The 26,465-nt window shown below is 56.5% G+C and carries 27 protein-coding genes; 17 read left to right on the top strand and 10 right to left on the bottom strand.

All coding sequences use genetic code 11. The annotated features are described in order from the left end of the window. The first annotated feature begins 1 nt into the window (after position 1). The 4 genes from ERD84_RS02350 to ERD84_RS02335 all read left to right on the top strand — a co-directional run bounded on the left by ERD84_RS02350 (position 2) and on the right by ERD84_RS02335 (position 4,253). Positions 2 to 481 (top strand): NADAR family protein, encoded by a 480-nt coding sequence (locus ERD84_RS02350; protein ID WP_130037887.1) that lies wholly within the window; start codon positions 2 to 4, stop codon positions 479 to 481. Then, positions 471 to 1,631: an alanine racemase gene (locus ERD84_RS02345; protein ID WP_130037885.1), complete on the top strand. Its 1,161-nt coding sequence runs from the start codon at positions 471 to 473 to the stop codon at positions 1,629 to 1,631. The genes ERD84_RS02350 and ERD84_RS02345 overlap by 11 nt, the downstream gene beginning before the upstream one ends. 24 nt (positions 1,632 to 1,655) lie before the next feature. After that, positions 1,656 to 2,864 (top strand): MFS transporter, encoded by a 1,209-nt coding sequence (locus ERD84_RS02340; RefSeq protein WP_130037883.1) that lies wholly within the window; start codon positions 1,656 to 1,658, stop codon positions 2,862 to 2,864. 102 nt (positions 2,865 to 2,966) lie between these two features. Next, positions 2,967 to 4,253 (top strand): hypothetical protein, encoded by a 1,287-nt coding sequence (locus ERD84_RS02335; RefSeq protein ID WP_130037881.1) that lies wholly within the window; start codon positions 2,967 to 2,969, stop codon positions 4,251 to 4,253. Here the strand turns inward: ERD84_RS02335 and ERD84_RS02330 are convergent. The 9 genes from ERD84_RS02330 to ERD84_RS02290 form a co-directional block, all read right to left on the bottom strand. After that, entirely contained in the window at positions 4,237 to 4,788 is a 552-nt protein-coding gene (locus ERD84_RS02330) for a hypothetical protein (protein ID WP_130037879.1), read from the bottom strand. The two genes, ERD84_RS02335 and ERD84_RS02330, sit on opposite strands and share 17 nt — an antisense overlap. After that, positions 4,788 to 5,336 (bottom strand): hypothetical protein, encoded by a 549-nt coding sequence (locus ERD84_RS02325; protein WP_130037877.1) that lies wholly within the window; start codon positions 5,334 to 5,336, stop codon positions 4,788 to 4,790. The genes ERD84_RS02330 and ERD84_RS02325 overlap by 1 nt, the downstream gene beginning before the upstream one ends. Next, on the bottom strand, positions 5,333 to 5,914 hold the full coding sequence (locus ERD84_RS02320; protein ID WP_130037875.1) for a hypothetical protein: 582 nt from the start codon (positions 5,912 to 5,914) through the stop codon (positions 5,333 to 5,335). Before ERD84_RS02320 ends, ERD84_RS02325 begins: the two co-directional genes overlap by 4 nt. An 85-nt stretch (positions 5,915 to 5,999) precedes the next feature. Further along, the gene (locus tag ERD84_RS02315) at positions 6,000 to 7,205 is read right to left on the bottom strand and encodes an alpha-hydroxy acid oxidase (protein WP_245150597.1); all 1,206 of its coding nucleotides are present in this window, start codon (positions 7,203 to 7,205) and stop codon (positions 6,000 to 6,002) included. Between the two features lie 86 nt (positions 7,206 to 7,291). Then, entirely contained in the window at positions 7,292 to 8,263 is a 972-nt protein-coding gene (locus tag ERD84_RS02310) for a Bug family tripartite tricarboxylate transporter substrate binding protein (RefSeq protein ID WP_371743153.1), read from the bottom strand. Positions 8,264 to 8,328: 65 nt separating this feature from the next. After that, complete coding sequence (locus tag ERD84_RS02305) at positions 8,329 to 9,342, bottom strand: hydroxyacid dehydrogenase (protein WP_130037869.1); 1,014 nt, start codon at positions 9,340 to 9,342, stop codon at positions 8,329 to 8,331. Next, positions 9,339 to 10,013, bottom strand: coding sequence for an RraA family protein (locus tag ERD84_RS02300; protein ID WP_130037867.1), 675 nt, complete (start codon positions 10,011 to 10,013; stop codon positions 9,339 to 9,341). Before ERD84_RS02300 ends, ERD84_RS02305 begins: the two co-directional genes overlap by 4 nt. Positions 10,014 to 10,111: 98 nt before the next feature. Continuing rightward, positions 10,112 to 10,999, bottom strand: a complete 888-nt coding sequence (locus ERD84_RS02295; RefSeq protein ID WP_130037865.1) for a LysR substrate-binding domain-containing protein — start codon at positions 10,997 to 10,999, stop codon at positions 10,112 to 10,114. Positions 11,000 to 11,026: 27 nt separating this feature from the next. Further along, on the bottom strand, positions 11,027 to 11,578 hold the full coding sequence (locus ERD84_RS02290) for a cob(I)yrinic acid a,c-diamide adenosyltransferase (protein WP_130037863.1): 552 nt from the start codon (positions 11,576 to 11,578) through the stop codon (positions 11,027 to 11,029). Positions 11,579 to 11,831: 253 nt separating this feature from the next. Between ERD84_RS02290 and ERD84_RS02285 the strand changes: the two genes are divergently transcribed. The 13 genes from ERD84_RS02285 (at position 11,832) to ERD84_RS02225 (ending at position 25,719) form a co-directional block, all read left to right on the top strand. Then, positions 11,832 to 12,800 (top strand): thiamine pyrophosphate-dependent dehydrogenase E1 component subunit alpha, encoded by a 969-nt coding sequence (locus ERD84_RS02285; RefSeq protein WP_130037861.1) that lies wholly within the window; start codon positions 11,832 to 11,834, stop codon positions 12,798 to 12,800. Between the two features lie 36 nt (positions 12,801 to 12,836). Continuing rightward, positions 12,837 to 13,808 carry an alpha-ketoacid dehydrogenase subunit beta gene (locus tag ERD84_RS02280; protein WP_130037859.1) on the top strand — a complete coding sequence of 324 codons (972 nt, stop codon included), beginning with the start codon at positions 12,837 to 12,839 and terminating at the stop codon, positions 13,806 to 13,808. A gap of 40 nt (positions 13,809 to 13,848) precedes the next feature. Beyond that, complete coding sequence (locus ERD84_RS02275) at positions 13,849 to 14,637, top strand: enoyl-CoA hydratase/isomerase family protein (RefSeq protein ID WP_130037857.1); 789 nt, start codon at positions 13,849 to 13,851, stop codon at positions 14,635 to 14,637. A 1-nt stretch (position 14,638) separates the two neighbouring features. Then, the gene (locus tag ERD84_RS02270; RefSeq protein WP_130037855.1) at positions 14,639 to 15,916 is read left to right on the top strand and encodes a dihydrolipoamide acetyltransferase family protein; all 1,278 of its coding nucleotides are present in this window, start codon (positions 14,639 to 14,641) and stop codon (positions 15,914 to 15,916) included. A 41-nt stretch (positions 15,917 to 15,957) separates the two neighbouring features. Continuing rightward, on the top strand, positions 15,958 to 17,340 hold the full coding sequence (locus ERD84_RS02265; RefSeq protein ID WP_130037853.1) for an MmgE/PrpD family protein: 1,383 nt from the start codon (positions 15,958 to 15,960) through the stop codon (positions 17,338 to 17,340). Between the two features lie 57 nt (positions 17,341 to 17,397). Then, complete coding sequence (locus ERD84_RS02260) at positions 17,398 to 18,570, top strand: acyl-CoA dehydrogenase family protein (protein ID WP_130037851.1); 1,173 nt, start codon at positions 17,398 to 17,400, stop codon at positions 18,568 to 18,570. A 36-nt stretch (positions 18,571 to 18,606) separates the two neighbouring features. Then, positions 18,607 to 20,109, top strand: coding sequence for an AMP-binding protein (locus ERD84_RS02255; protein WP_130037849.1), 1,503 nt, complete (start codon positions 18,607 to 18,609; stop codon positions 20,107 to 20,109). Between the two features lie 85 nt (positions 20,110 to 20,194). Then, positions 20,195 to 21,472 (top strand): ABC transporter substrate-binding protein, encoded by a 1,278-nt coding sequence (locus tag ERD84_RS02250; RefSeq protein ID WP_130037847.1) that lies wholly within the window; start codon positions 20,195 to 20,197, stop codon positions 21,470 to 21,472. A gap of 48 nt (positions 21,473 to 21,520) precedes the next feature. After that, complete coding sequence (locus tag ERD84_RS02245) at positions 21,521 to 22,423, top strand: branched-chain amino acid ABC transporter permease (RefSeq protein ID WP_130037845.1); 903 nt, start codon at positions 21,521 to 21,523, stop codon at positions 22,421 to 22,423. Beyond that, positions 22,420 to 23,403, top strand: a complete 984-nt coding sequence (locus tag ERD84_RS02240; RefSeq protein WP_130037843.1) for a branched-chain amino acid ABC transporter permease — start codon at positions 22,420 to 22,422, stop codon at positions 23,401 to 23,403. Before ERD84_RS02245 ends, ERD84_RS02240 begins: the two co-directional genes overlap by 4 nt. Further along, positions 23,400 to 24,239 carry an SDR family NAD(P)-dependent oxidoreductase gene (locus ERD84_RS02235; RefSeq protein ID WP_130037841.1) on the top strand — a complete coding sequence of 280 codons (840 nt, stop codon included), beginning with the start codon at positions 23,400 to 23,402 and terminating at the stop codon, positions 24,237 to 24,239. The genes ERD84_RS02240 and ERD84_RS02235 overlap by 4 nt, the downstream gene beginning before the upstream one ends. Before the next feature lie 2 nt (positions 24,240 to 24,241). Beyond that, a complete protein-coding gene (locus ERD84_RS02230; RefSeq protein ID WP_130037839.1) occupies positions 24,242 to 24,994 on the top strand; it encodes an ABC transporter ATP-binding protein in 753 nt (250 codons plus the stop codon). Continuing rightward, positions 24,991 to 25,719, top strand: a complete 729-nt coding sequence (locus ERD84_RS02225) for an ABC transporter ATP-binding protein (RefSeq protein WP_130037837.1) — start codon at positions 24,991 to 24,993, stop codon at positions 25,717 to 25,719. Before ERD84_RS02230 ends, ERD84_RS02225 begins: the two co-directional genes overlap by 4 nt. Here the strand turns inward: ERD84_RS02225 and ERD84_RS02220 are convergent. After that, entirely contained in the window at positions 25,716 to 26,399 is a 684-nt protein-coding gene (locus tag ERD84_RS02220; RefSeq protein WP_130037835.1) for an EthD domain-containing protein, read from the bottom strand. The genes ERD84_RS02225 and ERD84_RS02220 overlap by 4 nt on opposite strands. Positions 26,400 to 26,465 lie beyond the last annotated feature (66 nt).

Genomic DNA, 26,465 nt, shown 5'->3' with positions numbered 1-26,465 from the left:
AATGCCAACCCCTGATTCCTGCCTGAATGTCGCCTACACATCCACAGATTGGCGCGGTGTAGCATTGTCCAACTTTTCCCTGTCGCCTTTCCTGTTTGAAGGTGTATTGCTTGCGTCAGTCGAAGGCTTTATTCAGGGTCTCAAGTTCCCTGAAGGCGATGCGCGCCGTGAGCAGGCTTTTCAGTCCAGTGCCTGGGAGGCCAAGCAGGCCGGTGAACAGGCGGACAAAACAGCGGCATACTGGGCAGGGAAGCACATGCCGTTCGGCTCACCGGAACACCACCAGCTCGTCGGCCGTGCAGTACGGACGCGTATCGAGCAGTCGCCTGGGTTGCGTCAGGTGTTGATATCCACCAAGGGTCTGGTGCTGAAGCACGAAACCGGGCATGGGCCCGAACCCGTCGTTACTTCGCTGCCGGCCACCATTTTCTGCAAAGTCCTCACCGATTTGCGTGACGAGCTGATTGCCCATGTCAAATGAGGTCATTACAACCATGCAACTGAGCGAACTGGAAACACCCGCCCTGATACTTGATTCGGCCATCATGGATCAGAATATTCAGCGATTACATGACCGCCTGAGTCAATTCAAAGTGACGCTCAGGCCGCATCTGAAAACCAATAAATCGGCGGATGTAAGCCGAAGAATCGGTGAGCCTGGCACGCCCATCACGGTATCGACTCTGAAAGAAGCCGAATACTTCCTCCAGCATGGGTGGAACGATATTCTTTACGCAGTGGGCATTGCCGCAAACAAGTTTGCCCATGTAGCCAGCCTTATGCAAAAGGGTGCGCGCTTGACTTTGGTGCTGGATAACACCGAGTCGGCCCGTACTCTGGCCCAATTTTGCCGCGAACAGGCCATCACGGTTCCCGTCCTGATCGAGATTGACACCGACGGCCATCGTTCGGGCGTGCCGCCGGAAGCGCCTCTTTTGCTGGAGGTCGCAGGCTTGCTTGGCCGGTCCGACGCTGAGAGTGGCGCCTGGCTGGCAGGGGTCATGACCCATGCGGGCGCTTCTTACGCTTGCACCAGCACTGAAGCGATCGAAGCGATGGCCGAGCAGGAGCGGGCGGGGGCAGTGCATGCGGCGCAACGGTTGCGCTCAGCAGGTTATGCAGCGCCTGTAGTCAGTGTGGGCAGTACGCCGACAGCACATTTCGCTCGTTCGCTGGACGGCGTAACCGAAGTGCGCGCGGGTGTTTACGTGTTCTTTGACTTGGTCATGAGAGGGCTGGGCGTATGTTCAGAGTCAGACATTGCGCTGTCTGTGCTCTGTACCGTTATCGGGCATCAGAAAGAAAAGGGATGGGTCATTACCGACGCTGGCTGGATGGCCATGTCGCGCGACCGGGGTACGGCCACGCAAAGCGTTGATCAAGGCTACGGTGTGGCTTGCAATATTGATGGGCAGCCGATTCCCGATCTGGTCATGATCGATGCAAACCAGGAACATGGCATCATTTGCCATCGGCATGATCCTGGGCAAACGCCCATGCTGCCAGTGGGGACGTTGCTCAGAATATTGCCCAATCATGCTTGTTCCACGGCGGCGCAGCATAGTGGCTATGTCGTCGTGGCGGGAACGCAAGACATCAAGGCAAATTGGCCGCGCTTTAGCGGTTGGTGAGGGCATTACGGAAAATCATCCTCTATGAATACCCAAACAGTGGCGATGCAAGTGGAGCCAGCCGATCACCCTCGGCCCGTGCTCTTGCTGCTCAATATCGGTCATGCGCTGGATCATTTGTTTCTGTTGATTTTTGCGACAGCGGTAGGCACTATTGCCACCGAATTCCATTTTTCCCGTTGGGAAGACCTGATGCCGTACAGCGTCGGTGCTTTCTTTTTGTTCGGCCTCGGCTCAGTGCCTTCGGGGCGGCTAGGCGACCTCTGGGGGCGTCGGCAGATGATGCTGGTGTTCTTCTTCGGGCTGGGGCTCGCTGCGCTGTTCACCGCTTTTGCACAGGGGCCCTGGCATCTGGCGATGGGCCTCGCCCTGATAGGTGCTTTTGCATCCATATATCATCCGGTAGGCATACCGATGCTGGTGCAGCGGACCAAGCGCCCAGGTGTGGCTATAGGCGTCAATGGCTTGGCCGGCAATCTTGGTGTCGCGGGTGCCGCACTGTTGACGGGGTTGCTGGTTCAGTACTGGGGCTGGCGCGTCGCATTTATTGTGCCAGGGCTTATTTCAATGGCTTGCGGGCTGGCCTTCGCCTTGTTGTGTGAACCGCAGGGCGCTGCGCCCGGGCGTAGCCGTAAGCCACCTCAGGTGGTGTTGCCGCCCAGGCAGCTCGCCAGGGCGCTGGTGGTCATGACTGTTGCTGCCATCACGGGCAGCTTGCTGTTCAACTTCACCACCAATGGCAATACCCAATTCCTGACGGAACGTTTCGATGGCCTGATCAATGATCCCGCTTCCATCGGCATGCTGCTGGCCCTGATCTACGCGCTGGCATCCTTGACGCAAGTCGTAGTGGGCCATCTTATTGATAAGGTTTCGCTCAAGCGTTTGTACTTGGGTATGGTGCTGGCGCAGATCCCGTGGCTGATATTGGCGGCCACAGCCAGTGGCTGGTGGGTGTTCATTGCCTTGCTGGGTGCCATGGTGTGCATTTTTGGAGCCATACCTTTTACCGATGCCATGATCGTCAAATATGTGGACGACAGCATGCGTTCTCGTGTGGCCGGCATGCGTCTTGCGGTTTCATTTGGTGTGAGCTCGCTGGCCGTGTGGCTGCTGGGTCCCATCGTCAAGGCATCCAGCTTTTCAAGCTTGTTTTTGATCATGGCGGGCATTTCGATCTGCACTATGGCCATTGTTTTGTTACTGCCGTCAGATCGTGTGCTGAAGTCATAGCGACAGTGAATCAACTTGTTGCATAACCCGGGAATACCGCCCACCTTCATCCAGTAGAATTATTCACTTGCCTAAGCCACGCATATCCTGGAGGCTGTCGAAGTGAATGGTGCCTGGACGATCACACGCTCACACCTGCTTGAAACGGGCCAGTTGCTGCGCAAGTACGGTGTGCTGCTATTGACCATCTTGCTGGGTGCCCGGCTGGCCGAAACGCTTTTCATGCATTTGGCCGTAGAGCTGGGCATGGTCCACCGCTTTGTCGGCCTGATTGCCGTGATCATGATCATCCTGCTGCAATTGATCGTATTCGCCGGCATTTTTGTTGTGCTGCGCGATAGGCCTGCCGTGATCCGGCTACGCAGAAGCCGTGCATCAGACTCACCTGATACACAAGAAGATACTTCTCCCGTGTTCGCCAGCGCCTTGCTGGCGGTGCTGATACCGTTCTATGGCTATTATGCTGGCTGGGGGTTTCTGGGTAACACCTTGCGCGATTATTCCAAGTCTTTCCTTTCAGAGCAGTGGAGTCGCATTGATTTCCAGAACCCTGATGCGATGGGCCCACCTGCTCTCCAGGTCGATGGCACCCTATGGTTGCTGATCCCTGTGCTCATTATCTGGTTCATACGTCGCAGGGCCAAGGCCTTGCATGCCGATAACGGCCATGGAGTCTGGCCACTGGTTGTCGTGGCGTGCGAGGCTACCTGGCTCATTCTGGGTCTTTATGTGCTCAGTACCTGGAAGGGACAGTTTGTGTCTTTGCTGGCCAGCTTGCCGTCACCCACCAGCTTGTTGGATTGGATCCTGCCGGCCGCGCAGGCAGCCATTGCCGATGCGAGTCTGCGGCCGGTGGATTGGCCTCCACCCTGGCAATTCGGAGACTGGCTCAAGCAATTATTTCGTTATGCGCTGTTGCCGCTTATTTGGTTCAATCTTGGCGCCATCGTTTATGGACATGACCTGAATATGATGGAGGCACCCACACGGCGCATTGCCAGCCGGGTGACGGATCGCTGGGCGGCATTGCCCAAGCCGCTGACGGACTTCATTGGTCATTTCTGGGTCGGCTTGGTGAGGCGATGGCATGCCGTCGCCAATGGCGTGCTGCTTGCTGCCTCGGCGGGAGTGTGGCTGACCGTCTCGATCCTATGTCTGTGGCGGCTGGCGGATTGGCTAGGGCGTTGGAGCTGGGTCGGGGCAGCCCAATGGATCGGCCCTCAAGACAACCACGTCTGGAGCTTGGCCGCGGTTCCCCTGAATGTGCTGTTTGGCATGCCGGGTCAGCCGCAGGACGGCGTGGTGGTCATGGTCGTTCAGTTCTGCATATTGGCCGCCGGCTTGTCGCTGGCAATGAAGGCGCGTGACGCGTCTAAGGCAGTCGCCTGATCTTCGGGTTAAGGGCAAACGACAAGGCATGGGGGCGGGTGCCCATCCCGGATACGTGCAGCCGCAAGCCTTCCAGCTTATTGCTGGGCAACAAAAAAAGCTGGTCGGCACGTATTGTTTCAGCGTCGGCGGTTTCGCTTCGTGGATATAAGCGGCACAGGCCGAAGTTCTTGTGATCGGGCGCCAAGGCTTTGACCGCGCCGTCGGTGCTTGCACTGGTGAGCGGCAGCCAGACCTGGCCGGCTGCGTTGCGCAGTGAAACACTGCAGTCCTTCCAGGCCTCGCGCGCTACGGGCGTTACTTGCATTTTCAGCCGAATCAGCATGGCGGTACGCTCGGGTTTTTGTGCGGCAATGGCTGCAATCTGCTCTTCTACCACGACCTCCAATTCGTTCATGGATGCGCCGTCGGGCGTGGCGTCGATGCTGCGCCATTCCCGATTGCTGTTCAGGTCGCGCAGGGCCGGCCAGCCTTCAATGGCTACGACCATGACAAACAACACACTGGCCGATGCCAGCCATCCCAGTTGTTTCATCACTCCAGCCTCAGCAAATTGTTGTGCCGCATGCCGGCACCTTTGGTGGGTGTCAGCTCGAGTTCGCTATCGAGAATGTTTGGGCCTTTGCGGGACAATAGCAGTGTGCCTTTTTCGATCTCATCGCGGGGCAGCTCAAAGACAGCGCGGCCTCGATTATCGAGCCCGGGGTGGAACTGGCGCACGTCCAGCGTGGACGGCGCGCCGTCCGCTCTTGCGGTCTGCGCATAATGGCGACCACTGCGGCCCAGCCAGGTTGCTGTGAGCCGTAGCGACTCGCGCACATCCAGGATGTCGATATCGACGATAAGGAAAACCCCCTCAGTGTCTCGTGTGAGGGTGGTTCCGTAGCGGTCGAAGGATATCTGGTCTGCAGTTTGCCAGTCGGCGAAACGCGCTGCATGTAGTCGTCCGTGCGCGGCGCCGCCGCTGTGGGCCGTGCTGCGCATGGGTTGAAACACGCTGTCGAAGGTGGGCGTGCTCATCATCAAGGCGCCCAGGACGCACGCGCCAAGAAAAATCGGCAAAACATAGCGTATAACCATCATGGCGCAGCCTTTGGGGTTGCAGCCATGCGCGCAACAGGCGAATAGCCCAACCAGCTTGAGCGGGCATAAAGATTGTCTTTCAGCTTGAACTGCTGCCGAAAGAAGGTGAGTGATAGTTTCTCTCCTGTTTGCCAGCCTGCAGGGGCTTGCCAGGCAATCTCCACCTTTTCAGGCATGCGCGGCTGGAGCTGAAGCAGGGGTTGGCGGTCGCGCAGCAGAGTGATGTCAGGAGCGCCGAATTCCAACTGGTCTGCTTCTACTGTGACCAGGCGCGGCGGATAGCCGAAGGCAGCGGCCTGGGTTTCACTCGTTACATTTTCAACGATAGCGGACAGTACGAGTTGTGTTTGGGCATTTTTGGAGTGGGGGGCTGCCGGCCGCAGCTCAATTGACAAGGGCGTAAGCAGGACGCGGCCCAAGGCCAGTGATGAACCCGGCTGTACCTCCGGCAAACTGGGCGCCGTACGTGCGCCTTCGATGGCCTGCCACCAGCCGTACAGGATTGCAGCCGTGATGCCGGATGCTGCCAAGGCACGCCGCGTCGTGCGGCGCAGGAATGACGATTGCTCTTCTGCCATATCGCGATTATCGCCTGGGCTGTGACAGAGGGGCCGTTAACAGTGTTCCTGTTTGTTACCGGGCTAAGAGGCAGTTTCTAGGCTGCTATATGCTTGTGGTCAGATATTGCTGCAACCCGGTGCCAGCAACAACAGCATGCAGGCATGAGACGTCCACTTCGGACAGTCGGGTTAGCCCCAGCATTGCTGTGTTACGTTGCAATTCCATCGCCAGCAATTCCATGGCGTGCAGTACACCTGTTTCGCCGCCAACTGCCGCTGCGTAGTTGAAAGGCCTGCCCACGAATACAAACCGTGCCCCCAGTGCCAGGGCCTTGATGGCATCAGCACCGCGCCGGATGCCGCTGTCCATCATCACGGGTACGCTGGGGCAGGCGCGGACGATTTCCGGCAGTACTCGCAACGGGGCAACCGAGCCATCAAGCTGCCGGCCACCATGGTTGGATACGATGATGCCATCTGCGCCAAGATCCACAGCAATACGGGCGTCGGGTGCTGACAGCACACCTTTAATAATGAGCTTGCCTGGCCACATCTGGCGTATACGTTCAAAGTACGACCAGTTCAAGTGCGATCGGTCGGAGAAATCGCGTAGTACGCTGCGCGATACTATGGGCGCCCCGCGTGTGGCGTAATTGTTTTCGAAGTGTGGCATGCCCTTATGGAGCAGTGTTGGCAGGAAGGTGCCCAGCGTCCAGCGCGGATGTGTGATGCCGTCCACAAGCAGGTCAAGTGAAGGCCGCAGGGGTGTCGAGAATCCGGCACGCACATTGTTTTCGCGGTTTGCGGCAACTGGTGTGTCTACAGTAATGACCAGCTTTTCGTAACCAGCGGCCTGGATGCGTGTAATCAATGCTTCAATCTGGCCCATCTTGCCAGGCAGGTAAGCCTGGAACCACACATGCTTGCCGACCGCTGCGACGTCTTCCAGGCGGGTCAACGATGAGCCGCTCATGATCATAGGCACATTGAATTGCCCAGCGGCATGGGCCTGGACCAGGTCTCCTTGGTAGGCTGTTATTGCGCTTAAGCCCATGGGTGCAATACCAAAGGGGGCTGCGTATGTATGCCCCCATAAATCAGTCTGGATGTCTACGTTGGAGACATCGCGCATGACACGTGGAATGAACCCCAGTTCTTCGAATACCGTACGGTTTTGATTCATTGACGTATTCGTTTCCACGCCGCCTGAAACATAGGCAAACAGAACATGTGGCAGATAGCGGCGTGCTGCTGCTTCAAAATCGTCGAGGCTCAGCAAGTTTTTCAGCTTGCGCTTGGTATATAGCATGCGTCTATCCGTTATTACGGATGGGGCTGGGCATGCTTGCCGCATTGGCAATACATGGCCAGCCCCGCCTGTCTGGTCGATTCAGTTTAATCGGACCAGGGAGTGTCTTCCCAAACTTTCTTGAACATGACTTCGTTGGCCGCTAACTCAGCCTTGTACTCGTCCGGCCCAAGATAGCGTAGTGGAACGAACATTTTTTGGGCGGTTTTACGAAACTCCGGGTCGGCCGTTGCTTGGCGCACTGCCTCTACCAGTTTGTTGCGAATGTCTTCAGGCAAACCCTTGGGAGCACCAATGCCGCGCAGTGAGGACATGATGATGTCGTAGCCTTGTTCTTTGAATGTAGGTAGTTCAGGCGCGATCTCCGACGGCTCTGCACTCATCACACCCAGAGATTTCATAGGTGAGCCACCGGCTATATAGGCTTTTACTTCGCCAATGTTCATGGCTGCAAGTACGATTTCACCACCAGATATAGCAGTGCGCACTGGGCCGGCGCCTTTATAGGGAACGTGCAGCATCTCGACGCCTGCCGCATTTTGGAAGGCCAGCATGGCCAGATGGTCGTCGGAACCTTTGCCTGTCGTGCCAACCGTCACTTCGCCAGGGTGAGCCTTGGCAAACTTGGCCAGATCGTCCAGCGACTTGAAGTCGTGTTTGGTGGTGTTGAAGGCAAAGCTGTCTGGGTCGTCGATCAGATTGCCCAGCAGATCAAAGTCAGTCCAATGATATTGTGTCTTGCGCTGAATGGGTATCGTCAGTAGATTTGGGGTGTTCAGAAATCCGATGGTATAGCCGTCGGGCTTGGCCCGCGCGATTTCAGCAAAGCCGATCTCACCGCCGGCTCCTGGGCGGTTCAGCACCACAATGCGCGCATCATTACCCAAATATTTTTCGATATACGGTGCCATTGCCCGCGCAACCAAATCGGTGCCGCCGCCAGGCCCGTATGAAACCACCATGTTGATGGGATGTTCTGGGTATGCAGCCTGTGCAGCAGGCATGCCCATGGCCCCTATTGTTGTGGCGGCCGCCAGTACGAGAAACTTGTGCTGCATGCAGCGTGTAAGCGTGTTTTTGAATTTCAATGTAGTCTCCTTCAGATTTTTATCTTCGTTGATTTTCAAACTGAAAAGCGGGTAGAAAAGCGAGAATAGATTTCCGGGTTAACCATCCGGTGAGGCACTTCTTTGCGGCATATTTGCAAGATTTGTTGTGCTGCGAGTGCGGCTACATTACGCCGCCCTTCTTGGGTAACGCCGGCGGTGTGATACGTCGCGACGACGTTATGCAAGGCCAGCAAGGGGTTGTCGGGCAAGGGCGGTTCTACTGTCCAGACATCCAGGCCAGCCCCTCCTATGTGACCCGCCAGCAGGGCATCATATAGATCGGTTTCGTTGTGTATGCCACCACGTGCTGTAGTCACAAACAGGGCATTTTTTTTCATGCTCCGGAATCGTGCAGCATCAAACAGGTTCAAGGTCTCTTGGGTGCGAGGGCAGTGCAGTGAAATAATGTCGCTGGCTGCCAGTAGCTCATCCATTGACACGGATCGTGCGCCGCGAGCAGCGATCTCCTGTTCCTCGATATAAGGATCACAGGCGAGTACAGTCATGCCGAATGCATTGGCCAACTTTGCCACACGGGTGCCTATGTGTCCCAGGCCGACCAGACCTAGTGTCTTGCCGTTGAGCTCATTTCCCATGAGGTCTTCGCGTGTAAAACCGGTACCGTATTTAAGCTTATGGATGGATTCTGGAAATCGCCGTGCTAAAGCCAGCATGAAGGCTATGGCATGCTCGGCAACGGATTGAGCATTACCCCCCGCTTGATTGACCACCAGAATACCTGCCGCTGAGCAAGCGTCGACATCAACCGTGTCATAGCCCGCTCCGGACGTTGAAACACACTTTAGATTCGGGCATTGGCGAATCAGATCGGTGGTGGCCTGCAGCTCGACAGGCACTTCGTCGCGAGCAGCAGAAATATGATAGATCTCGGCGCGAGACAAGATATCCCAGTTACGCGCCTGATCACCGTTACGCTCAAGTATATGAAGCGTTAGATTTGTATCTTGGGCGAGAATTTCATCAAAACAGGGGGCTGTCCATACGTCAAGGCGAACTACACGAGTCATTTCATTACCTCGCAGTTCAGCCGTGTCAGTGCTTGATCAATCCAGTCCGTATCCAGCTTGTCTTGAGCAATATCGGCAAGTATCTGTGCTTCAAGTTCGTGCTTGGCGTGTGCCGCTTCGTACACCGCAGCGGCTTCTTCCATGGGGACGCATAACAGGCCATCCTCGTCGCCCAGTACTAGGTCTCCGGGCTGAATCACCATACCGTTCAAGCTGATGGGAACGTTGATCTCACCAGGACCGTCTTTGTATGGCCCTCGGTGCGTCACACCGCCCGCATAAACCGGAAAGCCATTTTTTGCGATGGTTCCTGCGTCGCGTATTGCACCGTGAATGACGATGCCGGCAAGCCCGCGGCGCTCAGCCGTGGCCGTCATGATTTCTCCGATAATGGCGTTGGTCAGATCGCCACCGGCATCAACCACGATTACGTCACCTGGCGCAGCCATTGAAAGTGCCTTGTGCACCATCAGGTTGTCACCTGGACGCGTCTTGACTGTAAAGGCAGGCCCGGCCAGTACGCCGCCTGCATGCATGGGCCGTAAGCATATGCCGCCAGCCGACATGCGCGCCATGACGTCACTGACGTTGGCTACCGGTATGGTTTTGAACTTCTTAACCCATTGTGCGTCAATTCGGCTTTGTAGCGGAAAAATTCGAAATCCAATCATGCTCGCCTGCTTGTCCTGAAAAAACTAAGGAAACAGCAGCAATTCTAAAGAGCTGAGCTATGACCAAGGCGCAAAAATTTTGCGTTATCAATGCAAATTTATTGCGTTTCTCGGGTGCCGAATACTTGTGTGGCATGATTGACCAGGGCTTGCGCCAGAGCTAGCCGTGGCCCCTGTTTGTTCCAGATCATGCCTATGCGTCGGATAGGGGTGCGGTTAGGCAAGGATAGCTTGGTTAATTGGTGTTCTCGATAAGAAATGGAGAAGGAGTCGGGCACAAGTGATACGCCGACGCCGCGCTCCACCAACGAGACTATGGTCAGCAAGCTGTCAATTTCCAGCCGTTGCCGTGGGAAGATGCTGTTGTCTTTAAGGTAGCGGTCAACCAGTTGCCCGCTAAAGGCCTTCCTGTGGTAACGAATGAATGGTTCTTCGTTGAGCAAGGCGTGTGCATCACGCCCTTCCATGCACAGTGGCGCAATGACCGCCAATGGCTCCTCTTGCAAAGTACGCCAGGCGCAATTTTTGTGCAGGGTAAATGGAGGCTCTATGACGAGTGCAACATCCAGCTGGCCGCTGTGCACGCGGCTGCATAGTGCAGCCGATGGGTCGTAATCGATAAGAATGGATAGTTCTGGATGTAAGTTCAGGCAGAACTTTTCCAGGAGTGCGGGAAGGTGGGTTGTGAGGGCAGAGTAGAACACACCAAGGCGTAGCTCACCTTCGGGCGCACCGCTTGCTACGCAGGCACGTAGGTCTCGGACATCCTGAGTCAATGCTTGAGCGCGGTTGTAGATGCGTAGTCCGGCTTCGGTGGGTTTAACAGTATGGCCCGAGCGCTGGATAAGGCTGGCGCCCAGTTCTCCCTCCAGGATGCGAATGCGCGCGGCGACAGCACCCGGAGTAAGGTGCAGTCGTCGCGCAGCCTCGGCAAGCGAGCGGCATTGAATCACCAGTAAAAAATTCTCGAGATACTCAGTATTCATGTTGTTGTCGTTGTTGGCGCCACAACCTCAGGCAGACGGTTCCCGGCTCCACAAAACATCGCCCTGGCCGGTTTCGCGGTTGAGGACGCGCGCCAGTACAAAGCAAAGATCAGACAGCCTGTTCAAGTACTGCAGGACCGGTTTATTGATGGCTTCGGTAGCATGGACCGTGACAACAGAACGTTCTGCGCGTCGGCAGACAGTGCGTGCCAGGTGGGCCAGCGCCGCAGCCCGGCTACCACCGGGCAAAATAAACTCCTTCAAGCGTTCCAGCCCGGCATTGTAGTGAGCCAGACTTTGATCCAGAAAGACAACATGCTCTTCAGTAATGACGCTGTGTCCGGGAATGCAAAGCTCGGCGCCAAGATCAAACAAGTCATTTTGTATGCGTGACAATAAAGCATCTATGTCTTTAGGCAGGGCTTCGGTGCGAAGCAGGCCAATGACGCTGTTCAGCTCATCTACGTTGCCCATGGCTTCGATGCGCGGGGTGTTTTTGTCGACCCGGCTGCCGTCGCCCAGACCTGTGGTGCCACCGTCGCCGGTACGGGTTGCAATGACGGATAGGCGGGTTGCCATAGTGTGCTCCTGTTGAAAGATGCTATTGGGAAGCGTCAAGCTTATCGTGATTATTTCATTTAGCCGAATTCCATTGGGATTGATCGGGCCAGCTCGCCTTAAAGAGCTTCGATTTCAAGTCTTTCAAGTCATCGATAAAGGGTAAACCCCTACTTATTGCGCCGTTGACACAGGGCTTCTCACGCTCATATCATGACTCATGATTCATCAATCATTAATCAAGGGAAAAATTCGCCTTGATGGAGACACGAGCATGCCGGAAACCTTGACGGTAGATGAGCTACTGGCGCTGTATCGAACGATCAAAACCATACGCACGGTAGAAAACAGCCTGACCCGCTTGTTTGCCGATGGTGAAGTGCCAGGCTTCATACACCTGAGCGTGGGACAAGAGGCCATCGCTGCAGGCATATGCAGCGCCCTTGGTGATCACGACACGTTGGCGACTACGCACCGTGGCCACGGACATGTGTTGGCGCGTGGTTTGTCGCTGCCGCACTTCTTCAAGGAGGTCATGGGCAAGGCAGGCGGTGTATGCGGTGGCCGCGGCGGCTCCATGCATGTGGCCGATATGGAAATCGGCATTCTTGGTGCCAATGGCATTGTGGCGGCTGGCATACCCATTGCCATGGGAAGCGCGGTTGCCCATCAGACACGTAAAACCGGTGGCATTGCCGTTGCTTTCTTTGGTGATGGCGCCATGGCTGAGGGTGTCTTGCACGAAACCCTGAACATGGCTGCCTTGTGGAAGCTGCCCTTGTTGTTGGTGTGCGAGAACAATGGCTGGTCTGAGTTTTCACCGACTAGTCAACAGTTTGCTGGAACACTCAAGGGCCTGGCTGCTGCCTTCAAAATTTCGCATCAGCAGCTCGATGGCAATGATGTCAGCGACGTTGCGCTGGCAACACGTAAGGCCGTCGCCTCGCTGCGCAAGGGCAAGGGGCCTCTGATACTCGAATGCGTCACCAAGCGGGTGCGTGGTCATTATGAGGGTGATCCGCAAAAGTATCGTGATGCCGACGATCTGGCCTCCCTGGAGGCCGTCGATCCGGTGGCACGCACGCAGGTGCTCTTGCAAGAGGCTGGCGCCACAAAGGAACAAGTCGATCAGGTTGATCAAGAGGTCGAGGCCGATGTGGATGCCGCCATTGCACAAGCACGGGAAGATAGCGAGCCCACTTACGAGTCGGCCCGCCAGGATGTCTATACATTGAATATTTGATTGCTCAACGACGGCCATGAAGAAAGGAAGGTTGGCATGACCGAAATGAAATTTACGCAGGCGGTTAATCAGGCTCTGCGCGACGCGATGACTCAGGACGATACTGTCATGCTGTTGGGCGAAGACATCGCCGCGGCGGGCGGTTCATTCAAGGCGACCCGCGACCTGCTGGATACGTTCGGACCCGAGCGGGTACGCGATACGCCGATTTCAGAGTCCAGTCTGGCTTCGCTAGCCGTCGGTGCTGCCATGACAGGCATGAAGCCGGTGGTCGAAATCATGTTTATGGATTTCATCACCCTGGCCATGGACGCGCTGGTGAACCAGGCAGCCAAGGCCCGCTTTATGTTTGGCGGGCGTTCCAGCGTGCCCATGGTCTTGCGTACGCCCCACGGCGGTGGCCTGAATGCTGGTCCACAACATTCCCAATGTCTCGAGGCATGGCTGGCGCACATACCCGGCCTTAAGGTGGTGTGTCCGTCTACACCAGGCGATGTTTATGGCCTGTTGCGCAGCGCGATCAATGATCCCGATCCGGTGGTGTTCATCGAGCACAAGGCCATGTATGGCCGCAAGGGGCCGGTGGATACGGATCAGCTTATTCCGCTGGGCCAGGCCAGGATTGCCCGGCCGGGGCGCGACGTAACGCTGGTGACTTATGGCGCTACGGTGCACGCTTGCCTGACGGCGGCTGACCGCTTGGCGGGTGAGGGGGTTGAGGCTGAGGTCATCGATCTGCGCACTTTGCAGCCGCTGGATATGGATACCATCCTGGCGTCGCTGCGGCGCACGCATCGCATTGTCATTGTGCATGAGGCTGTGCAGGCCTTTGGCGTGGGGGCGGAGATTGCCGCCCGTGTTGCGGATGAAGGCTTTGATGAACTCGATGCGCCGGTGTTGCGTGTCGGCGCACCGTTCATGCCAGTTCCCTTTGCGCGCTCACTGGAGGCACGCTACATGGTGGATGCCGGCAAAGTTTGCGATGCAGTGAAAAAAGTAATGGCGTGAGGACGCAAGCAGTGTCCCGCTCAATACAGGAGATTCAGTAATGACGAGTAATGTAGTCGTGCAGGTGACTTCTCAAGGGCCGGTAGGCCAGTTGACCATCAATCGGCCCGAAGCGCTGAATGCGCTGGATGTGCCGACACTGCTGGCACTGGAAGCCGGACTGGACGAACTGGAACGTAACAACGAGATACGCGTCATCGTGGTGACGGGTGCGGGCGACAAGGCTTTTGTGGCAGGCGGCGATATTGGCGACCTGGACAGCCGGCAAGGCCTGGCCCATTACCAGGAATTTGCCGAAATCGTCCATCGGGTTTTCCGTCGCTTTGAAGACAGTGACAAGCCAACGATAGCGGCAGTGAATGGCTGGGCTCTAGGTGGTGGCACAGAGTTGTTGCTGGCCACCGATATCCGCCTGATTTCGGCTAAAGCCCGTTTGGGTTTACCTGAGATCAATCTGGGCCTTTTCCCGGGGGCCGGGGGCACGCAGCGCCTGATGCGTCAGATAGCACCCTGCAAGGCCAAGGAAATGATGTTTACAGGTGACCAGATTTCGGCCGAAGAGGCCGTTTCTTTAGGTTTGTGCAACCGCGTGGTGGCGCACGAAGCCTTAATGGATGAAACGCTGGCTTTGGCGAGCAAGATTGCCAGCAAGTCGCCGCTGGTGCTCAAGCTACTCAAGCGTAATCTGCGTCAGGGGCAGGAAATGCCGCTAGGGGCAGCGCTGGCGCATGAGCAGGCCATGATAGGACTGGTACTTGATACGGCTGATGCGCACGAGGGTTGCCGGGCCTTTTTAGAAAAACGTCCTGCACAGTTCAAGGGGCAATAAAGTGCGTCAGGCATTGACCTTGCCCAAACTGGGCCTGACCATGACTGAAGGCATCGTGTCGGAATGGCTGGTGCAGCCAGGCGCCACATTTGATGCGGGCGACGTGTTGTATGTGGTCGAGAACGACAAGGTCGCCAACGAGATCGAAGCCGAGGCCAAGGGCACTTTGCTGGAAGCCGTGGTGGCGGCCGGCGATACCGTGCCGGTGGGCGATGTCATTGGCTATTGGGATGACGGCGAAGCCGAAGGCATGGCGCCAGCGCAAGAGAACAAGGCACACGCCGAGGCCAGCTCGAAGCCGAACCCAGATCAAATTGTGGCTGCTGCCGCGCCGGTACAGCAGGCAGCAGATGATCGCAAGCTGGGTGGAACCGCGCAGGCGCACGCTGACGGCCAGCGCATTGTTGCAACACCCTACGCGCGCAAGCTGGCTGGAGAGCAGGGTGTGTCCCTGGACGGTCTGGCGGGTACGGGTCCGAATGGACGCATTGTGGCCAGCGATGTCGAGGTGGCTTCTGCTGCCAGGCCTGCTGCGATTCCGCACAAACTCAAGGCAGAAGCCATTGCTGCTGCGCCGGTGAAACTTCAGGCGGGTCAATCGTTGATTGCGCCCACGGGTATGCAGGCAACCATTGCGCGCCGTCTGAAGGCCAGCAAGCAGGAGATTCCTCATTTTTATCTGGCACTGGATATCGATGTGACGCGTCTGGTGACCCTGCGCAAGGAAGTCAACCGTGCCCAGGAAACGCATCGTCTGACGCTCAACCATTTTATTGTTATGGCGGTTGCGCAGGCACTGCGTCAAATGCCTGAAGCCAATCGTGTCTGGACGGACGAGGGCATTCTGTCGTTCAGCCAAATCGATGTGGGTGTGGCGGTGGGCACCGAAGACGGTCTGCTGGCGCCCGCCGTGTGTGATGTTGGCAGTGTATCGATGGGTGTACTGACCGAGCGCTTGAATGCAGTCATAGAACGGGCCAGAGTGGGGCGTATGAACCAGGCAGACCTGGGTAGCCCGGCCATTACCGTGTCGAATGCGGGTATGCATCATGTGCACTTCATGGGGTCCATCATCAATCCGGGCCAAGCCATGATTCTGGGTGTGGGTAGTGTCAAAGCGGTGTTCCGTCCCGATAATGACGGGCAACCTGAATTGCGCCAGGAAATGGGCGTGGTGCTGTCGGCAGACCATCGGATCATCGATGGTGTGCGCGGCCTGAAATTCCTGAATATCGTGCGTGAGTTGCTTGAACAGCCTGTCAGGCTGTTAGTGCATTAGGCCCGGTGGGCCTCAAGGCAATCAGATAAGAGAGAGACATCATGGAAACAGATAAAACCTTATCGCAGTCGCTGGCTGAGTTTGTCGTATCGTTGAAGACCGAGGCCAATATACCGCCCGAAGTCATGGAAAAGGCGCGAGTTTGCCTGCTCAATGGCTATGGCATAGGCCTGGCTTGTTTCAATACGCCGTTTGGACAAGTAGCTGCCAAAGCAGGCCTGGCCATGGACGGTGAGCAAGCCGATGGTGCGACGCTGCTGGCCATTGGCCGAAAAAGCTCCATGCAAGCCGCGATGCTGTCCAACTCTGCCTTGTTTCATGGGCGAGCACAGGAAGATGCACTGGGTGCTGCACATTTGGGCGCCATACTGATTCCCATGCTGACAGCAGCGGCAGAAACTGGTCGGATACCGCTAGCCCGCATGCTCCCCGCTTTGATCGCCGGCTACGAAGTAGGCGGTTTGTTCGAGCAGGCTTATGCCGGCCATACGACACCGGCGGGTTTGCGTGCTTCGCCCATCTATGGCGCGCTGGCTTCGGCTGCCGCAGCATCGTTGGCTCTGGACCTGGATCAGGATCACACTGCTGCGGCGCTGGCCAATGCGGCTTCGTTCGCGGGCGGCATTCTGCAATCCTTTGCCGATGGCACCGATGAGTGGCGTTACCAACTGGGCGTGGCCGCCAACAATGGCTGGGTAGCAGCACAGTTGGCGAAGGCGGGGTCGGTGTCTGCGCCCCATGCCTTCGAAGGCAAGGCTGGTCTGGTTCGTGCCTACGCCCGGGCCGATTGCAATGTGGCCGACCTACAGGCCAAGCTGGGCACGCAATGGTTTATCCATCGCGTCGTATTCAAGCCCTACCCGGTGTGCGCATTCAACCAGACGCCGGTTAATGCGGCCCTGGCTTTCCGCAGCCAGCTGAAAGGCCGTAACCCGGCGAGTATCCAGGTGCGCATGAATCCTTACGAAACAGGTTATGCAGGCATGGACAGCACAGGGCCGTTCAATTCTGTTTCGGGTACCTTGATGAGTATTCCGTTTTGTATCGCCAATACCTTGCTGCACGGTGCTCCGACTCTGCGCGACATGATGGTCTACGACGATCCGCAGGTGGCAGGCCTGATCGACCGCATCACGCTGGTCAGTGACCAGGATGTCCCACGCCTGAGCTGTGTGATTGTTGCGGAGTTCGACAACGGAGACGCGCCAGAAACCTTGCATATGAACAAGACGGTAGACGATTACAACTACGACCGCGCGACCTTGCGTGAACTGGTCTTGCGTGTGGGTGCAGAGGTTGAACTGGGCGCCGGCTCATGTGATGCGCTGGAGCGCTTTGTGGAAAATCCACCAGAGCTTGGCCTGGATGTCGTGTTGCGCGAATTCGCTGTGGCACGCGATGCTGCAGCCCGTGCCAGCACTTAAGGCCAGCCGCTTTAATTCAAGAATACTCAAGAACCGACACCGCAGGAATAGATAGATATGGACTTCCAACTTACAGAAGAACAGCGGATGATAGCCGACTCCGCCACCCAATTGGGCGAGCGTTTTGGCCTGGAGTACTGGCGCGACCTGGATGCAAGGAAGGCATTTCCTCATGAGTGCTGGCGTGCCATCTGCGAAGCCGGACTGTGCGGCGTGGCGCTGCCATCCGAGTATGGCGGATCTGAGTTGGGTGTGTTCGAGATGGCTTTGATCATCGAGCGCCTGGCGGCAACGGGTGCGGGCAGCACGGTTGGGCAGCTGTTTATGGTCAACCCTATTTTCGGCGGGGTTTCGATCAGTCGTTTTGGTTCGCCTGAGATGAAAAAAGAGCTGCTGCCAGGCCTGATGTCGGGCGACATCAATTTCTGCATGGCTTTGACGGAGCCTGATGCTGGCACGAATACGCTTGAAATCCGCAGCTTTGCGCGACCGGATGGAGATGGCTGGCGTCTGAATGGACGCAAGATCTGGATTACGGCGGTTGATACCGCTCACAAGATGCTGGTGGTGGCACGTACCAAGAAGGTCGAGGACAGCGCCTCACGCAGTGATGGTTTGTCGATGTTCATGATTGACGTGGCCCGCGACGGACTGACCCATACGCCGATTGAGAAGGTCGGCACCAACACTTTGGCTTCCAGCTCGATCTTCTTCGACGATGTGCGCATCGAACCCCATGAGCTCGTGGGTACGTTGCACGGTGGCTGGAAGGAGTTGCTGGATGTGCTGAACACCGAGCGCATTGTGACGACGGCCGGCTTGATCGGCACTACAGAGCTGGCCCTGAAGCTGGCGGTTGACTATGGCAACGAACGCAAGGTGTTTGGCGACCGGGCAATCAGCAGCTATCAGGGACTGCAGTTTCCTTTGGCCCAGTGCCATGCGGAAATGGAAGCGGCCCGACTGGTGAACTATAAGGCAGCGTCCAATTTCGATAGTGGGTTGCCATATGGCAGCCAGGCCAATGCGGCCAAGTTACTGGCGGCGCAGGTGGCTGCACGAGCCACTGAGCGTGCCATGCAGACAATGGGAGGGATGGGATATTCGCGCGAATATCACGTGGAACGTCTGTGGCGCGATTGTCGCCTATTCCGTTTTGCACCTATTTCAGAAGAAATGGTGCTCAACTACATTGCCATGTATGACCTTGGCATGCCCCGGTCGTACTGAGCCGCGCGAATTGAACTAGATACAGAGGCAGACATCATGGTCACATTGAGTGCTTCCATAGAACATTGGGCTCACAGTACACCCGACCAACTGGCGATTCGCTATGGCGATACCCGTATCAACTATGCAGACCTGTTCAAGCGGGTGTGTCATGTGGCTGGCGTCCTGGCTGGCCAGGGTGTGGGGCGGGGTGATATCGTAGCCCTGCTCATGAAAAATAGCGCTGCGTTTGTTGAGCTTACCTTGGCCATCAGTCATCTGGGCGCTGTTGTGCTACCCGTCAATTATCGTCTGGGCAAAGACGAAGTCGAATATATTTTGCATCACTCAGGTGCAAAGCTATTGTGCGTGGACCAGAGTCTGGAAGCGAATGCAGGCAGTACGCCGAGACTGGTCATCACGCCCGCGCACGAGCATGACGCTGGCTTGCTCGACAAGGCGGCTGCACCTGTACAAGAACCCGCGCCTGTCACGTCTGCCGATATGTTCCGCCTGATGTATACATCAGGAACCACAGGGCTGCCCAAGGGCGTGAGACACAGCTACGAGAATTTTTACTGGAAAACACTGGATCACATCAGTGAACTACAGCTGAGTGCCGCCGATCGTTTGCTGGTTGTCGGCCCCCTGTATCACGTGGGTGCTTTTGACCTGCCGGGTTTTGCTTTGTTCGAAGTGGGCGGTTCGCTGACCATACTGCGGGATTTCGATGCTAATGATGCCTTGCAGGCCATCCAGGATGACCGGCTGACGGGAGCATGGCTGGCGCCCATCATGTTGAACCGCCTGCTGGCACTGCCAGACTCCCAGCGCTATGAGCGCAGCAGTCTGAAGTGGGTGGTGGGCGGGGGCGAGCGCACGCCGGCTCAGCGTATCGAGGCCTTTGGATCCTTATTTCCCGAGGGGCGCTATGTGGATGCGTATGGACTGACAGAGACCTGCTCGGGCGACACCATGATGCAAGCCGGGCGTGAAATCGAAAAAATAGGTTCGGCAGGCCGGGCACTGTCGCATGTTCGTATACAGATTCGGGACGGCGAAGGCCATGTACAGCCGGATGGCCAGGTCGGCGAAATCTGTTTGTGGGGACCCAAGGTCACTCGTGGCTATTGGAAAGATGAGCAAAGAACGGAAGACAGCTTCTTCGACGACTGGTTCCGCTCGGGCGACATGGGTTATCTCGATGAAGACGGATTCCTGTTTCTGGTCGATCGTAAGAAAGACATGGTCATCAGCGGCGGAGAAAACATCGCTTCATCAGAGGTCGAGCGGGTGCTGTATCAGTTGCCTGATATCGAGGAGGCTGCCGTAATAGGCCTGCCTGATGCGAAGTGGGGCGAGCGGGTTGTGGCTGTAACTGTGCTGCGCGAAGGCGCCACCCTCACGCTCGATGCATTGCAAGAACATTGCCGAGGAAAAATCGGAGGCTTCAAGATTCCTCGTCAATTGGTCGTGTTGGAAGCCTTGCCGCGCAATCCGTCCGGCAAGGTGTTGAAACGCGTGTTGCGCGATGAGCTGGCCGCGCAACATCCGGATTGATTGCTGTACAGGAACGACTGTTGATTCACATCGTAAACAAGGGGCCAATTGCAATGGCCACCTACCTTCCTACCAGGAGACAACCATGACTCAGAATAAACAAAATACCTCCCCAAGCCTGCCCAGCCGGCGCAAGCTCATCCAGGGGGCGGCGGCCATAACAGGTCTATCGGCCATAGGTTTGCCGGCTATTTCGCTGGCTCAGAACAAACCCATCAGGGTGGGTATGCCCACCATTCTTTCCGGCCGTGTTGCAACGCTGGGTATTTCGTCCAGCAATGCGATTAAGCTGGAGCTCGAAAAATTCAATAAGGCGGGCGGTTTTGGTGGGCGCCCGATCGAGTTGATTATTCGCGACTCTAAGGGCCAGCCTCAAGAGGCGGCACGCATTGCCCGTGAGCTGGTCAATAGCGAAGACTGCGAAATGCTGATCGATGGCGAAGCATCGTCGGGCGCTTTCGCTGTGCACGAAGTGGCCCGGGACTTGGGGGTGTTGTGCATTCATACCAACTCTGAAACCTCATCGCTCACCGCCGATCCCAAGCAGCGCATTCCCAATGCGTTCCGCTGCGCACGCCAGGGCGTCCATGATTCGATCGTGGGCGGTGCTTATGCCGGCCGAGTCTCCAAGGAAAAAGGCCTGACCAAGTGGATGAGCGCCTCACCTGATTACGCATACGGGCGTGATACGACGGCCGAGTTTTTTTACTATGCCAAGCACTTCAACAAGGATATCGAGGTGGTAGGCGAAGTATGGCCCAAGCTGTTCCAGCCTGATTACAGTGAAATCATCACGCGTATAGTGCAGGAGCGTCCGCAGGCCATTTACTCTTGCCTTTGGGGTGGCGATCTGAGTTCTTTCATCGATCAGGCCAGCATTTACGCCTTGCTGAACGGACGCGATTTCTTTGCCGTGAACATGGCCGATTACACGGTACTGACCGCTGTCAAGAATCTGCCCAAGGGTATTCACTCGGGCAACCGCTATTTGCGCAGCTTCCCCAATACGCCTGCCAATCAGGCATGGGGTGACGCATACCGGGCCGCATACAAAGATCTGCCCACCAACTGGGCCTGGCAGACGGCAGCTGGCTTCAATTTCCTGGTCGAAGCCATGAAGAAAGCCGACAGTACCGATGGCAAGAAAATTGCCGATGCATTGCGCGGCTTGACCATAGACTCACCGTTCGGCACTAATGGCAAGCTGACAATGCGTGCCGAAGACCAGACTCTGGTCGATTATGCCGTGGGTTGGGGCGTGGTAGATACCAAAGAGCCTTACATGTCTGATCCCTCGGTCGGCGACTGGACTCAGATCGTTGAGTTGGAAAACGAGTGGAAGAAGTCCAAGGGCTATATCTGATAGGCCGGGCCGGGTGTATACACCCGGCTGCCTCCAGGAGAGAGAGTTATGAATCCTCAAGAGCTGTTTGAGTGCGTCACCTCAATCTCGTGCATCGTCACTCAGACGAGCACGGGCTTGATCGTAGGCGCGCTGCTGTTCCTGGTGGCTGCCGGGCTGACGCTGATTTTTGGCGTGCTTGGCGTCATCAACTTTGCCCATGGTTCTTTGTACATGTTGGGCGCCTATATGGGTCTGACCGCCTATCGCGTGTTCGACAGCTATTTTCTTGCGGTGATCATGGCTGGCCTGGGGGTCGCCATATTCTCGGTCTTGTTTGAACGTTTTTTCATGCGTCGGGTGTACAACGCTGATGTTCTGATGCAGTTGCTGGTGTGCTACGCCTTCATCCTGATTCTCGATGATGTCGTCAAGCTCGTCTGGGGTGCCGAGTTTCAGTCCATGGGCATGCCCGAAACCTTCCAGTTGCCACCGTTGTTTATTGGTGGTGGCATCGTGCCGGTCTTCTACTTGGTGCTGATGTCTGTGGCTGCCTTGATTGCCCTGGTGCTGTGGTATGTGCTCAAGCATACGCGCACCGGCAAGGTGGTACGGGCGGCAGCTCATAATCCCACCATGACATCGGCACTGGGTCTGAACACGCAACTGATCTACGCCGGTGTGTTTGCCTGCGGCGGCTTGCTGGCAGGCATGGCAGGAGCTTTGGCGGCGCCTGTGCGTTCGATGTCGCCCGGCATGGGTTTTTCCATCCTGATCGAATCATTCATCGTCACCGTCATTGGCGGCATGGGCTCGGTCAGTGGTGCCCTGGTCGGTGCGCTGGTCATTGGCATGGTCCGGTCTTTCGGTTCGATCGGATTCCCTGATTTTGTTGAAGGAATCATGTTTGTCGCCATGGTGCTTATCCTGGTTCTGCGACCGGGCGGTTTGATGGGACGGAAACAATCATGAGCAATAACGGTGCACTATCCAAAGAGCTAGTCATTTCCCTGGTGGCTATTTTGATCCTGGCCGCCCTCCCGTTCTTTACCTCGTCCAGACTGGTCACAGACTTTGTCATCCGTCTGGCGGCCTTTGGTGTCTTTGCCACATCCCTGAATATTTTGATCGGCTATGGCGGCATGGTGTCCTTCGGGCATGCCATGTTTTTTGGCGGAGGGGCTTATGCCTTCGGCCTGCTGATGCAAAAGGCGGGCACGTCCATACCGGTGGCTCTTGTCGGGGCAATTGTTTTTTGCGCTTTACTGGCATTGGTCGTTGGCGCTATTTGCGTAAGGCTCAAAGAGATTTATTTCTCCTTCCTGACGTTGGCCTTTGCCATGCTGCTGTATAGCATCATCCAGTCCTGGATATCCCTTACCGGCGGTGACCAAGGTCTGATGGGGGGCATTCCGAGGCCTGTTTTTCTGGGGGTTGATCTTGGCAATGGACAGCATTTGTACTGGTTTGCCTGCGTCCTGGCCGTTGTCTGCCTCTTGCTCATGCGTTTACTAATGCAGTCGCCATTCGGCTATACATTGCGCATGGTGCGCGACAACCCCGAGAGGGCGCGATTTCTGGGCGTCGATGTATGGCGCACCAGGCTGTACGCTTTCGTGCTGGCGGGTGCCTTTGCGGGTGTCGCGGGCTCCATCATGGCTTTGTTTGTATCGGCAGCCTACCCCGAGTTTGCCTATTGGACCATGTCGGGCGAGGCAATTTTCATGATTCTGCTGGGTGGCTTGCACGTATATATAGGTCCGGTGGTGGGTGCTGCCTTGTTGATGATGTTCAATGATGTGATCACCCGGTACACCGATCTGCATGGCCTGGCGCTGGGTATTATCGTGTTGATTTTCGCCCTGGGGTTCAAGCGTGGAGTCAGCGATTTTGTGCTGCGCCTGTTTCGCCCGGCCAGTAAAAAGACAGAAACCAAGCAGGTGACATCATGACGACTCTACATAAATCTGAACAAGGCATGCAGGCGATGCTTAGCGTGGTAACCGGCGGCGCCAGCGGTATTGGTCTTGCGTGCGTGCAGAAATTGCTGGCACGCGGTGACCGCGTGATCGTGCTCGATCTGCCGGGCAAAGAGAGTCAATTGGGTGATTTGGCCGACTCTGTGATCTTTCAGGCCTGCGATGTCTCCGATGAGCAAACCGTGCGGGCAGTCGCCGCAAGTGTGGCCGAAAACCATGGTCCCGTACGCAGCCTGGTGAATAGCGCGGGTATTATTCAGCAGCGTTCCTCCCCTGAGGCGCTGGACCAGGCAGTCTGGGACAAAATTGTGTCGGTTGATCAACGCGGTACTTATCTGTGTTGCGTTGCCTTTGGCGGGCAGATGGCGCGCAGCGGCGGCGGTAGCATTGTCAATATTGCTTCTATTACCGGTTCGCGATCTGTACCTTTGCATGCCTACGCACCGGCAAAGGCTGCCGTGATCTCCATGAGCCAATGCCTGGCTGCCGAATGGGGGCGCTCCGGCGTACGCGTCAATTCGGTTTCGCCAGGTTATACCTTGACGCCGGCGCTTCAAGATGCCATAGACAAGGGCGACCGCGATCCCGCTGATCTGATCCGGACCACCGCGCTGGGGCGCATGGTATCGCCCCAGGAGATTGCCGATGCGGTTGATTTCCTGACCTCTGGCCGCGCGTCTGCCATCACCGGCATAGACCTGCCTGTTGATGCAGGCTGGCTAGTAGGTACGCCCTGGATGACATACGGCGGCATGCCTGATGCTCGTGGTGTTGAGAGTGGCTCTGCCAAATCCGGGCAGGAGGGTTGACGATGCTGCGTGTAGAAAACATCAGAAAGGCCTTTGGTGGTGTCGTAGCCACCAACGACCTGACCATGCATTTTCCGAAGGATTCGCTCACGGCCGTCATTGGTCCGAATGGAGCAGGCAAGACCACGTTCTTCAATCAGATATCCGGCGCATTACGGCCTGACAGCGGACGCATACTGCTCGAAGGGAAAGACATCGTGGGGCTACCTCCGACCGAGATTGTCCGGTTGGGCATAGGCCGTGCCTTCCAGGTGTCGCGGCTGTTCAAATCCATGACTGTCGAAGAATCCTTGCGGGGCGCCTTATTGTCGCCATTGGGTAAAAGCCTGCGTATGACCGGCCGGTTTCCGTTGAAAGAAACACGCGATCGCGCATACGAAGTCATGGATCAACTGGGCCTGACGCAATCCGCCAATATCATCAGCGGGAATCTCTCGCATGGTGATCAAAAACTGCTCGATATGGCCCTGGCGCTGGTTCTTCAGCCCAAGGTGTTGCTGTTGGACGAGCCGGTGGCCGGCATGGGGCCAGAAGAGCGTGAGCAAATGATAGAAACGGTGTTCGCCCTCTGGAAGAAGGGTGGGCTGACCTTGATACTGATCGAGCACGACATGGAAATCGTATTCCGCATCTCACAACATATATATGTACTGTCGTATGGGCGCCTGTTGGCGCAGGGCACGGCAGACGAGGTGCGCCATAATCCGCAAGTGATCGAGGCCTACCTCGGCACTCCCAAGGAGGAAGTCGCATGACTACCAGCACAGCCGCGTCGCCGGTGCTCAAGGTAGAGGGTATCGATGCCTTTTATGACTCCAGCCAGGTTCTGTTTGGCCTTTCGCTTTTTTTGAATAAAGGTGAGACGCTCGCATTGCTGGGCCGCAACGGTGCCGGCAAAAGCACCACCATGAAATCGATTGCGGGTATTGTGCGTGGCCGCAAGGGCAGCATCAGCCTCGCCGGCAAAGAAATACGTGGTCAGGCGCCACACCAGATTGCTCGTGCCGGTATTGCTTTCGTGCCCGAAGACCGGCAGATATTCCCCGAGTTGTCGGTGGAAGACAACTTGTTGATTGCAATAAAACGAAATCAGCAGGGTGGATCAGATTGGACCCTCGAACGTATCTACGACATGCTCCCCCTGCTCAAGCCTCTGCGCATGCGGCTGGGAGGACAGTTGTCGGGCGGCGAGCAGCAGATGCTGACAGTAGGGCGTGCGCTGATGGGCAACCCGTCGGTTATCTTGCTGGATGAGCCCAGCGAAGGCCTTGCGCCGATCATGGTGCAAAAAATAGGTGAGCTGATCGGAACCTTGCGCGAGTTGGGCACCACCATTGTGCTTGCCGAACAGAACCTGCACTTCTGTCTGGGCCTGGCCGACCACGCGGTGGTGATCGACAAAGGTAAGGACGTGTTCTATGGAACCATTGATGAGCTGAGCCGCAACGACGATATCAAGCAGCGTTATCTATCTGTTTAAGCGTGTACAAGAGGCACAATTTCGTGTTCTGTCGTGATGATGAATGGCAGGTGGCCATCGGGCAGGAAATTGGCTTCGTCGGCTCGGGTCTCGGCATACACAGGGGTGGTAGCGCCTTGCTTCATGGAGGCGGTTGAGTCAAACCATGTGATAGCGAGGCCGTCCAGTGGGGGTTGCTTGGCGCCATCGTATTCCGCCCGTGCCAGGTGATCTTGCTCGTAGCGGCGTATAGCGGTAATGCCCGAAGCAAGAGGGCCATGCACATTCTTCCAGTAAGCCCTGAAATCATCAAGATCCATGCCTGGCCGGCAATTGACCAGCTCGATATTCTTCACGGCTCCGTTCGGAATGGCGCCGTCGACCACCACATGGGTTTCGATGGGCATCACAATCAGAGCATCCGGCTTTGTGAATGCATGCAAATCAGCCAGCATGGCTTGCCCTGCCTGACTGGCCAGTGCATTTTCCCAATCTTGACGGGTATCGAACCACATTTCGCTGAGGCCGTCGCAGGGCAGGTCGCCCTTTCGATATCCTTGAAGCAAGGCATGTGATTGCATGTAGCGACGTAGCCCTGGCAGCTTGCCCGCATATGCAGCGTGCTCATTGAGCCAATAATTCTGAAAGGCCTCCACAGCCATGCCCGGTTGGCGTTTCATTATGGTACTTGCTTTGAACATAGAGTCTCCTGGTTGGCTGTATTCAGGTGCAGGTGTGGTCGTCTTCGTTCAGACGATACGTTGAAA

Source organism: Pollutimonas harenae (assembly GCF_004153685.1).
In the GTDB taxonomy this organism is placed as follows: Bacteria; Pseudomonadota; Gammaproteobacteria; order Burkholderiales; family Burkholderiaceae_B; genus Pusillimonas_C; species Pusillimonas_C harenae.
The sequence above is the reverse complement of the archived record's forward strand: the minus strand, read 5'-3'. Positions and strand labels throughout refer to the sequence as shown.

What these genes read in the sequence shown, in the direction of transcription:
- ERD84_RS02250 (WP_130037847.1), top strand. Translation starts at nt 20,195, where the DNA reads ATGACTCAGAATAAACAAAATACCTCCCCAAGCCTGCCCAGCCGGCGC.
- ERD84_RS02280 (WP_130037859.1), top strand. Translation starts at nt 12,837, where the DNA reads ATGACCGAAATGAAATTTACGCAGGCGGTTAATCAGGCTCTGCGCGAC.
- ERD84_RS02220 (WP_130037835.1), bottom strand. Translation starts at nt 26,399, where the DNA reads ATGTTCAAAGCAAGTACCATAATGAAACGCCAACCGGGCATGGCTGTG.
- ERD84_RS02345 (WP_130037885.1), top strand. Translation starts at nt 471, where the DNA reads ATGTCAAATGAGGTCATTACAACCATGCAACTGAGCGAACTGGAAACA.
- ERD84_RS02310 (WP_371743153.1), bottom strand. Translation starts at nt 8,263, where the DNA reads ATGCAGCACAAGTTTCTCGTACTGGCGGCCGCCACAACAATAGGGGCC.
- ERD84_RS02330 (WP_130037879.1), bottom strand. Translation starts at nt 4,788, where the DNA reads ATGAAACAACTGGGATGGCTGGCATCGGCCAGTGTGTTGTTTGTCATG.
- ERD84_RS02340 (WP_130037883.1), top strand. Translation starts at nt 1,656, where the DNA reads ATGAATACCCAAACAGTGGCGATGCAAGTGGAGCCAGCCGATCACCCT.
- ERD84_RS02255 (WP_130037849.1), top strand. Translation starts at nt 18,607, where the DNA reads ATGGTCACATTGAGTGCTTCCATAGAACATTGGGCTCACAGTACACCC.
- ERD84_RS02350 (WP_130037887.1), top strand. Translation starts at nt 2, where the DNA reads ATGCCAACCCCTGATTCCTGCCTGAATGTCGCCTACACATCCACAGAT.
- ERD84_RS02245 (WP_130037845.1), top strand. Translation starts at nt 21,521, where the DNA reads ATGAATCCTCAAGAGCTGTTTGAGTGCGTCACCTCAATCTCGTGCATC.
- ERD84_RS02285 (WP_130037861.1), top strand. Translation starts at nt 11,832, where the DNA reads ATGCCGGAAACCTTGACGGTAGATGAGCTACTGGCGCTGTATCGAACG.
- ERD84_RS02305 (WP_130037869.1), bottom strand. Translation starts at nt 9,342, where the DNA reads ATGACTCGTGTAGTTCGCCTTGACGTATGGACAGCCCCCTGTTTTGAT.
- ERD84_RS02225 (WP_130037837.1), top strand. Translation starts at nt 24,991, where the DNA reads ATGACTACCAGCACAGCCGCGTCGCCGGTGCTCAAGGTAGAGGGTATC.
- ERD84_RS02290 (WP_130037863.1), bottom strand. Translation starts at nt 11,578, where the DNA reads ATGGCAACCCGCCTATCCGTCATTGCAACCCGTACCGGCGACGGTGGC.
- ERD84_RS02300 (WP_130037867.1), bottom strand. Translation starts at nt 10,013, where the DNA reads ATGATTGGATTTCGAATTTTTCCGCTACAAAGCCGAATTGACGCACAA.
- ERD84_RS02320 (WP_130037875.1), bottom strand. Translation starts at nt 5,914, where the DNA reads ATGGCAGAAGAGCAATCGTCATTCCTGCGCCGCACGACGCGGCGTGCC.
- ERD84_RS02260 (WP_130037851.1), top strand. Translation starts at nt 17,398, where the DNA reads ATGGACTTCCAACTTACAGAAGAACAGCGGATGATAGCCGACTCCGCC.
- ERD84_RS02235 (WP_130037841.1), top strand. Translation starts at nt 23,400, where the DNA reads ATGACGACTCTACATAAATCTGAACAAGGCATGCAGGCGATGCTTAGC.
- ERD84_RS02295 (WP_130037865.1), bottom strand. Translation starts at nt 10,999, where the DNA reads ATGAATACTGAGTATCTCGAGAATTTTTTACTGGTGATTCAATGCCGC.
- ERD84_RS02240 (WP_130037843.1), top strand. Translation starts at nt 22,420, where the DNA reads ATGAGCAATAACGGTGCACTATCCAAAGAGCTAGTCATTTCCCTGGTG.
- ERD84_RS02315 (WP_245150597.1), bottom strand. Translation starts at nt 7,205, where the DNA reads ATGCTATATACCAAGCGCAAGCTGAAAAACTTGCTGAGCCTCGACGAT.
- ERD84_RS02275 (WP_130037857.1), top strand. Translation starts at nt 13,849, where the DNA reads ATGACGAGTAATGTAGTCGTGCAGGTGACTTCTCAAGGGCCGGTAGGC.
- ERD84_RS02325 (WP_130037877.1), bottom strand. Translation starts at nt 5,336, where the DNA reads ATGATGGTTATACGCTATGTTTTGCCGATTTTTCTTGGCGCGTGCGTC.
- ERD84_RS02230 (WP_130037839.1), top strand. Translation starts at nt 24,242, where the DNA reads ATGCTGCGTGTAGAAAACATCAGAAAGGCCTTTGGTGGTGTCGTAGCC.
- ERD84_RS02265 (WP_130037853.1), top strand. Translation starts at nt 15,958, where the DNA reads ATGGAAACAGATAAAACCTTATCGCAGTCGCTGGCTGAGTTTGTCGTA.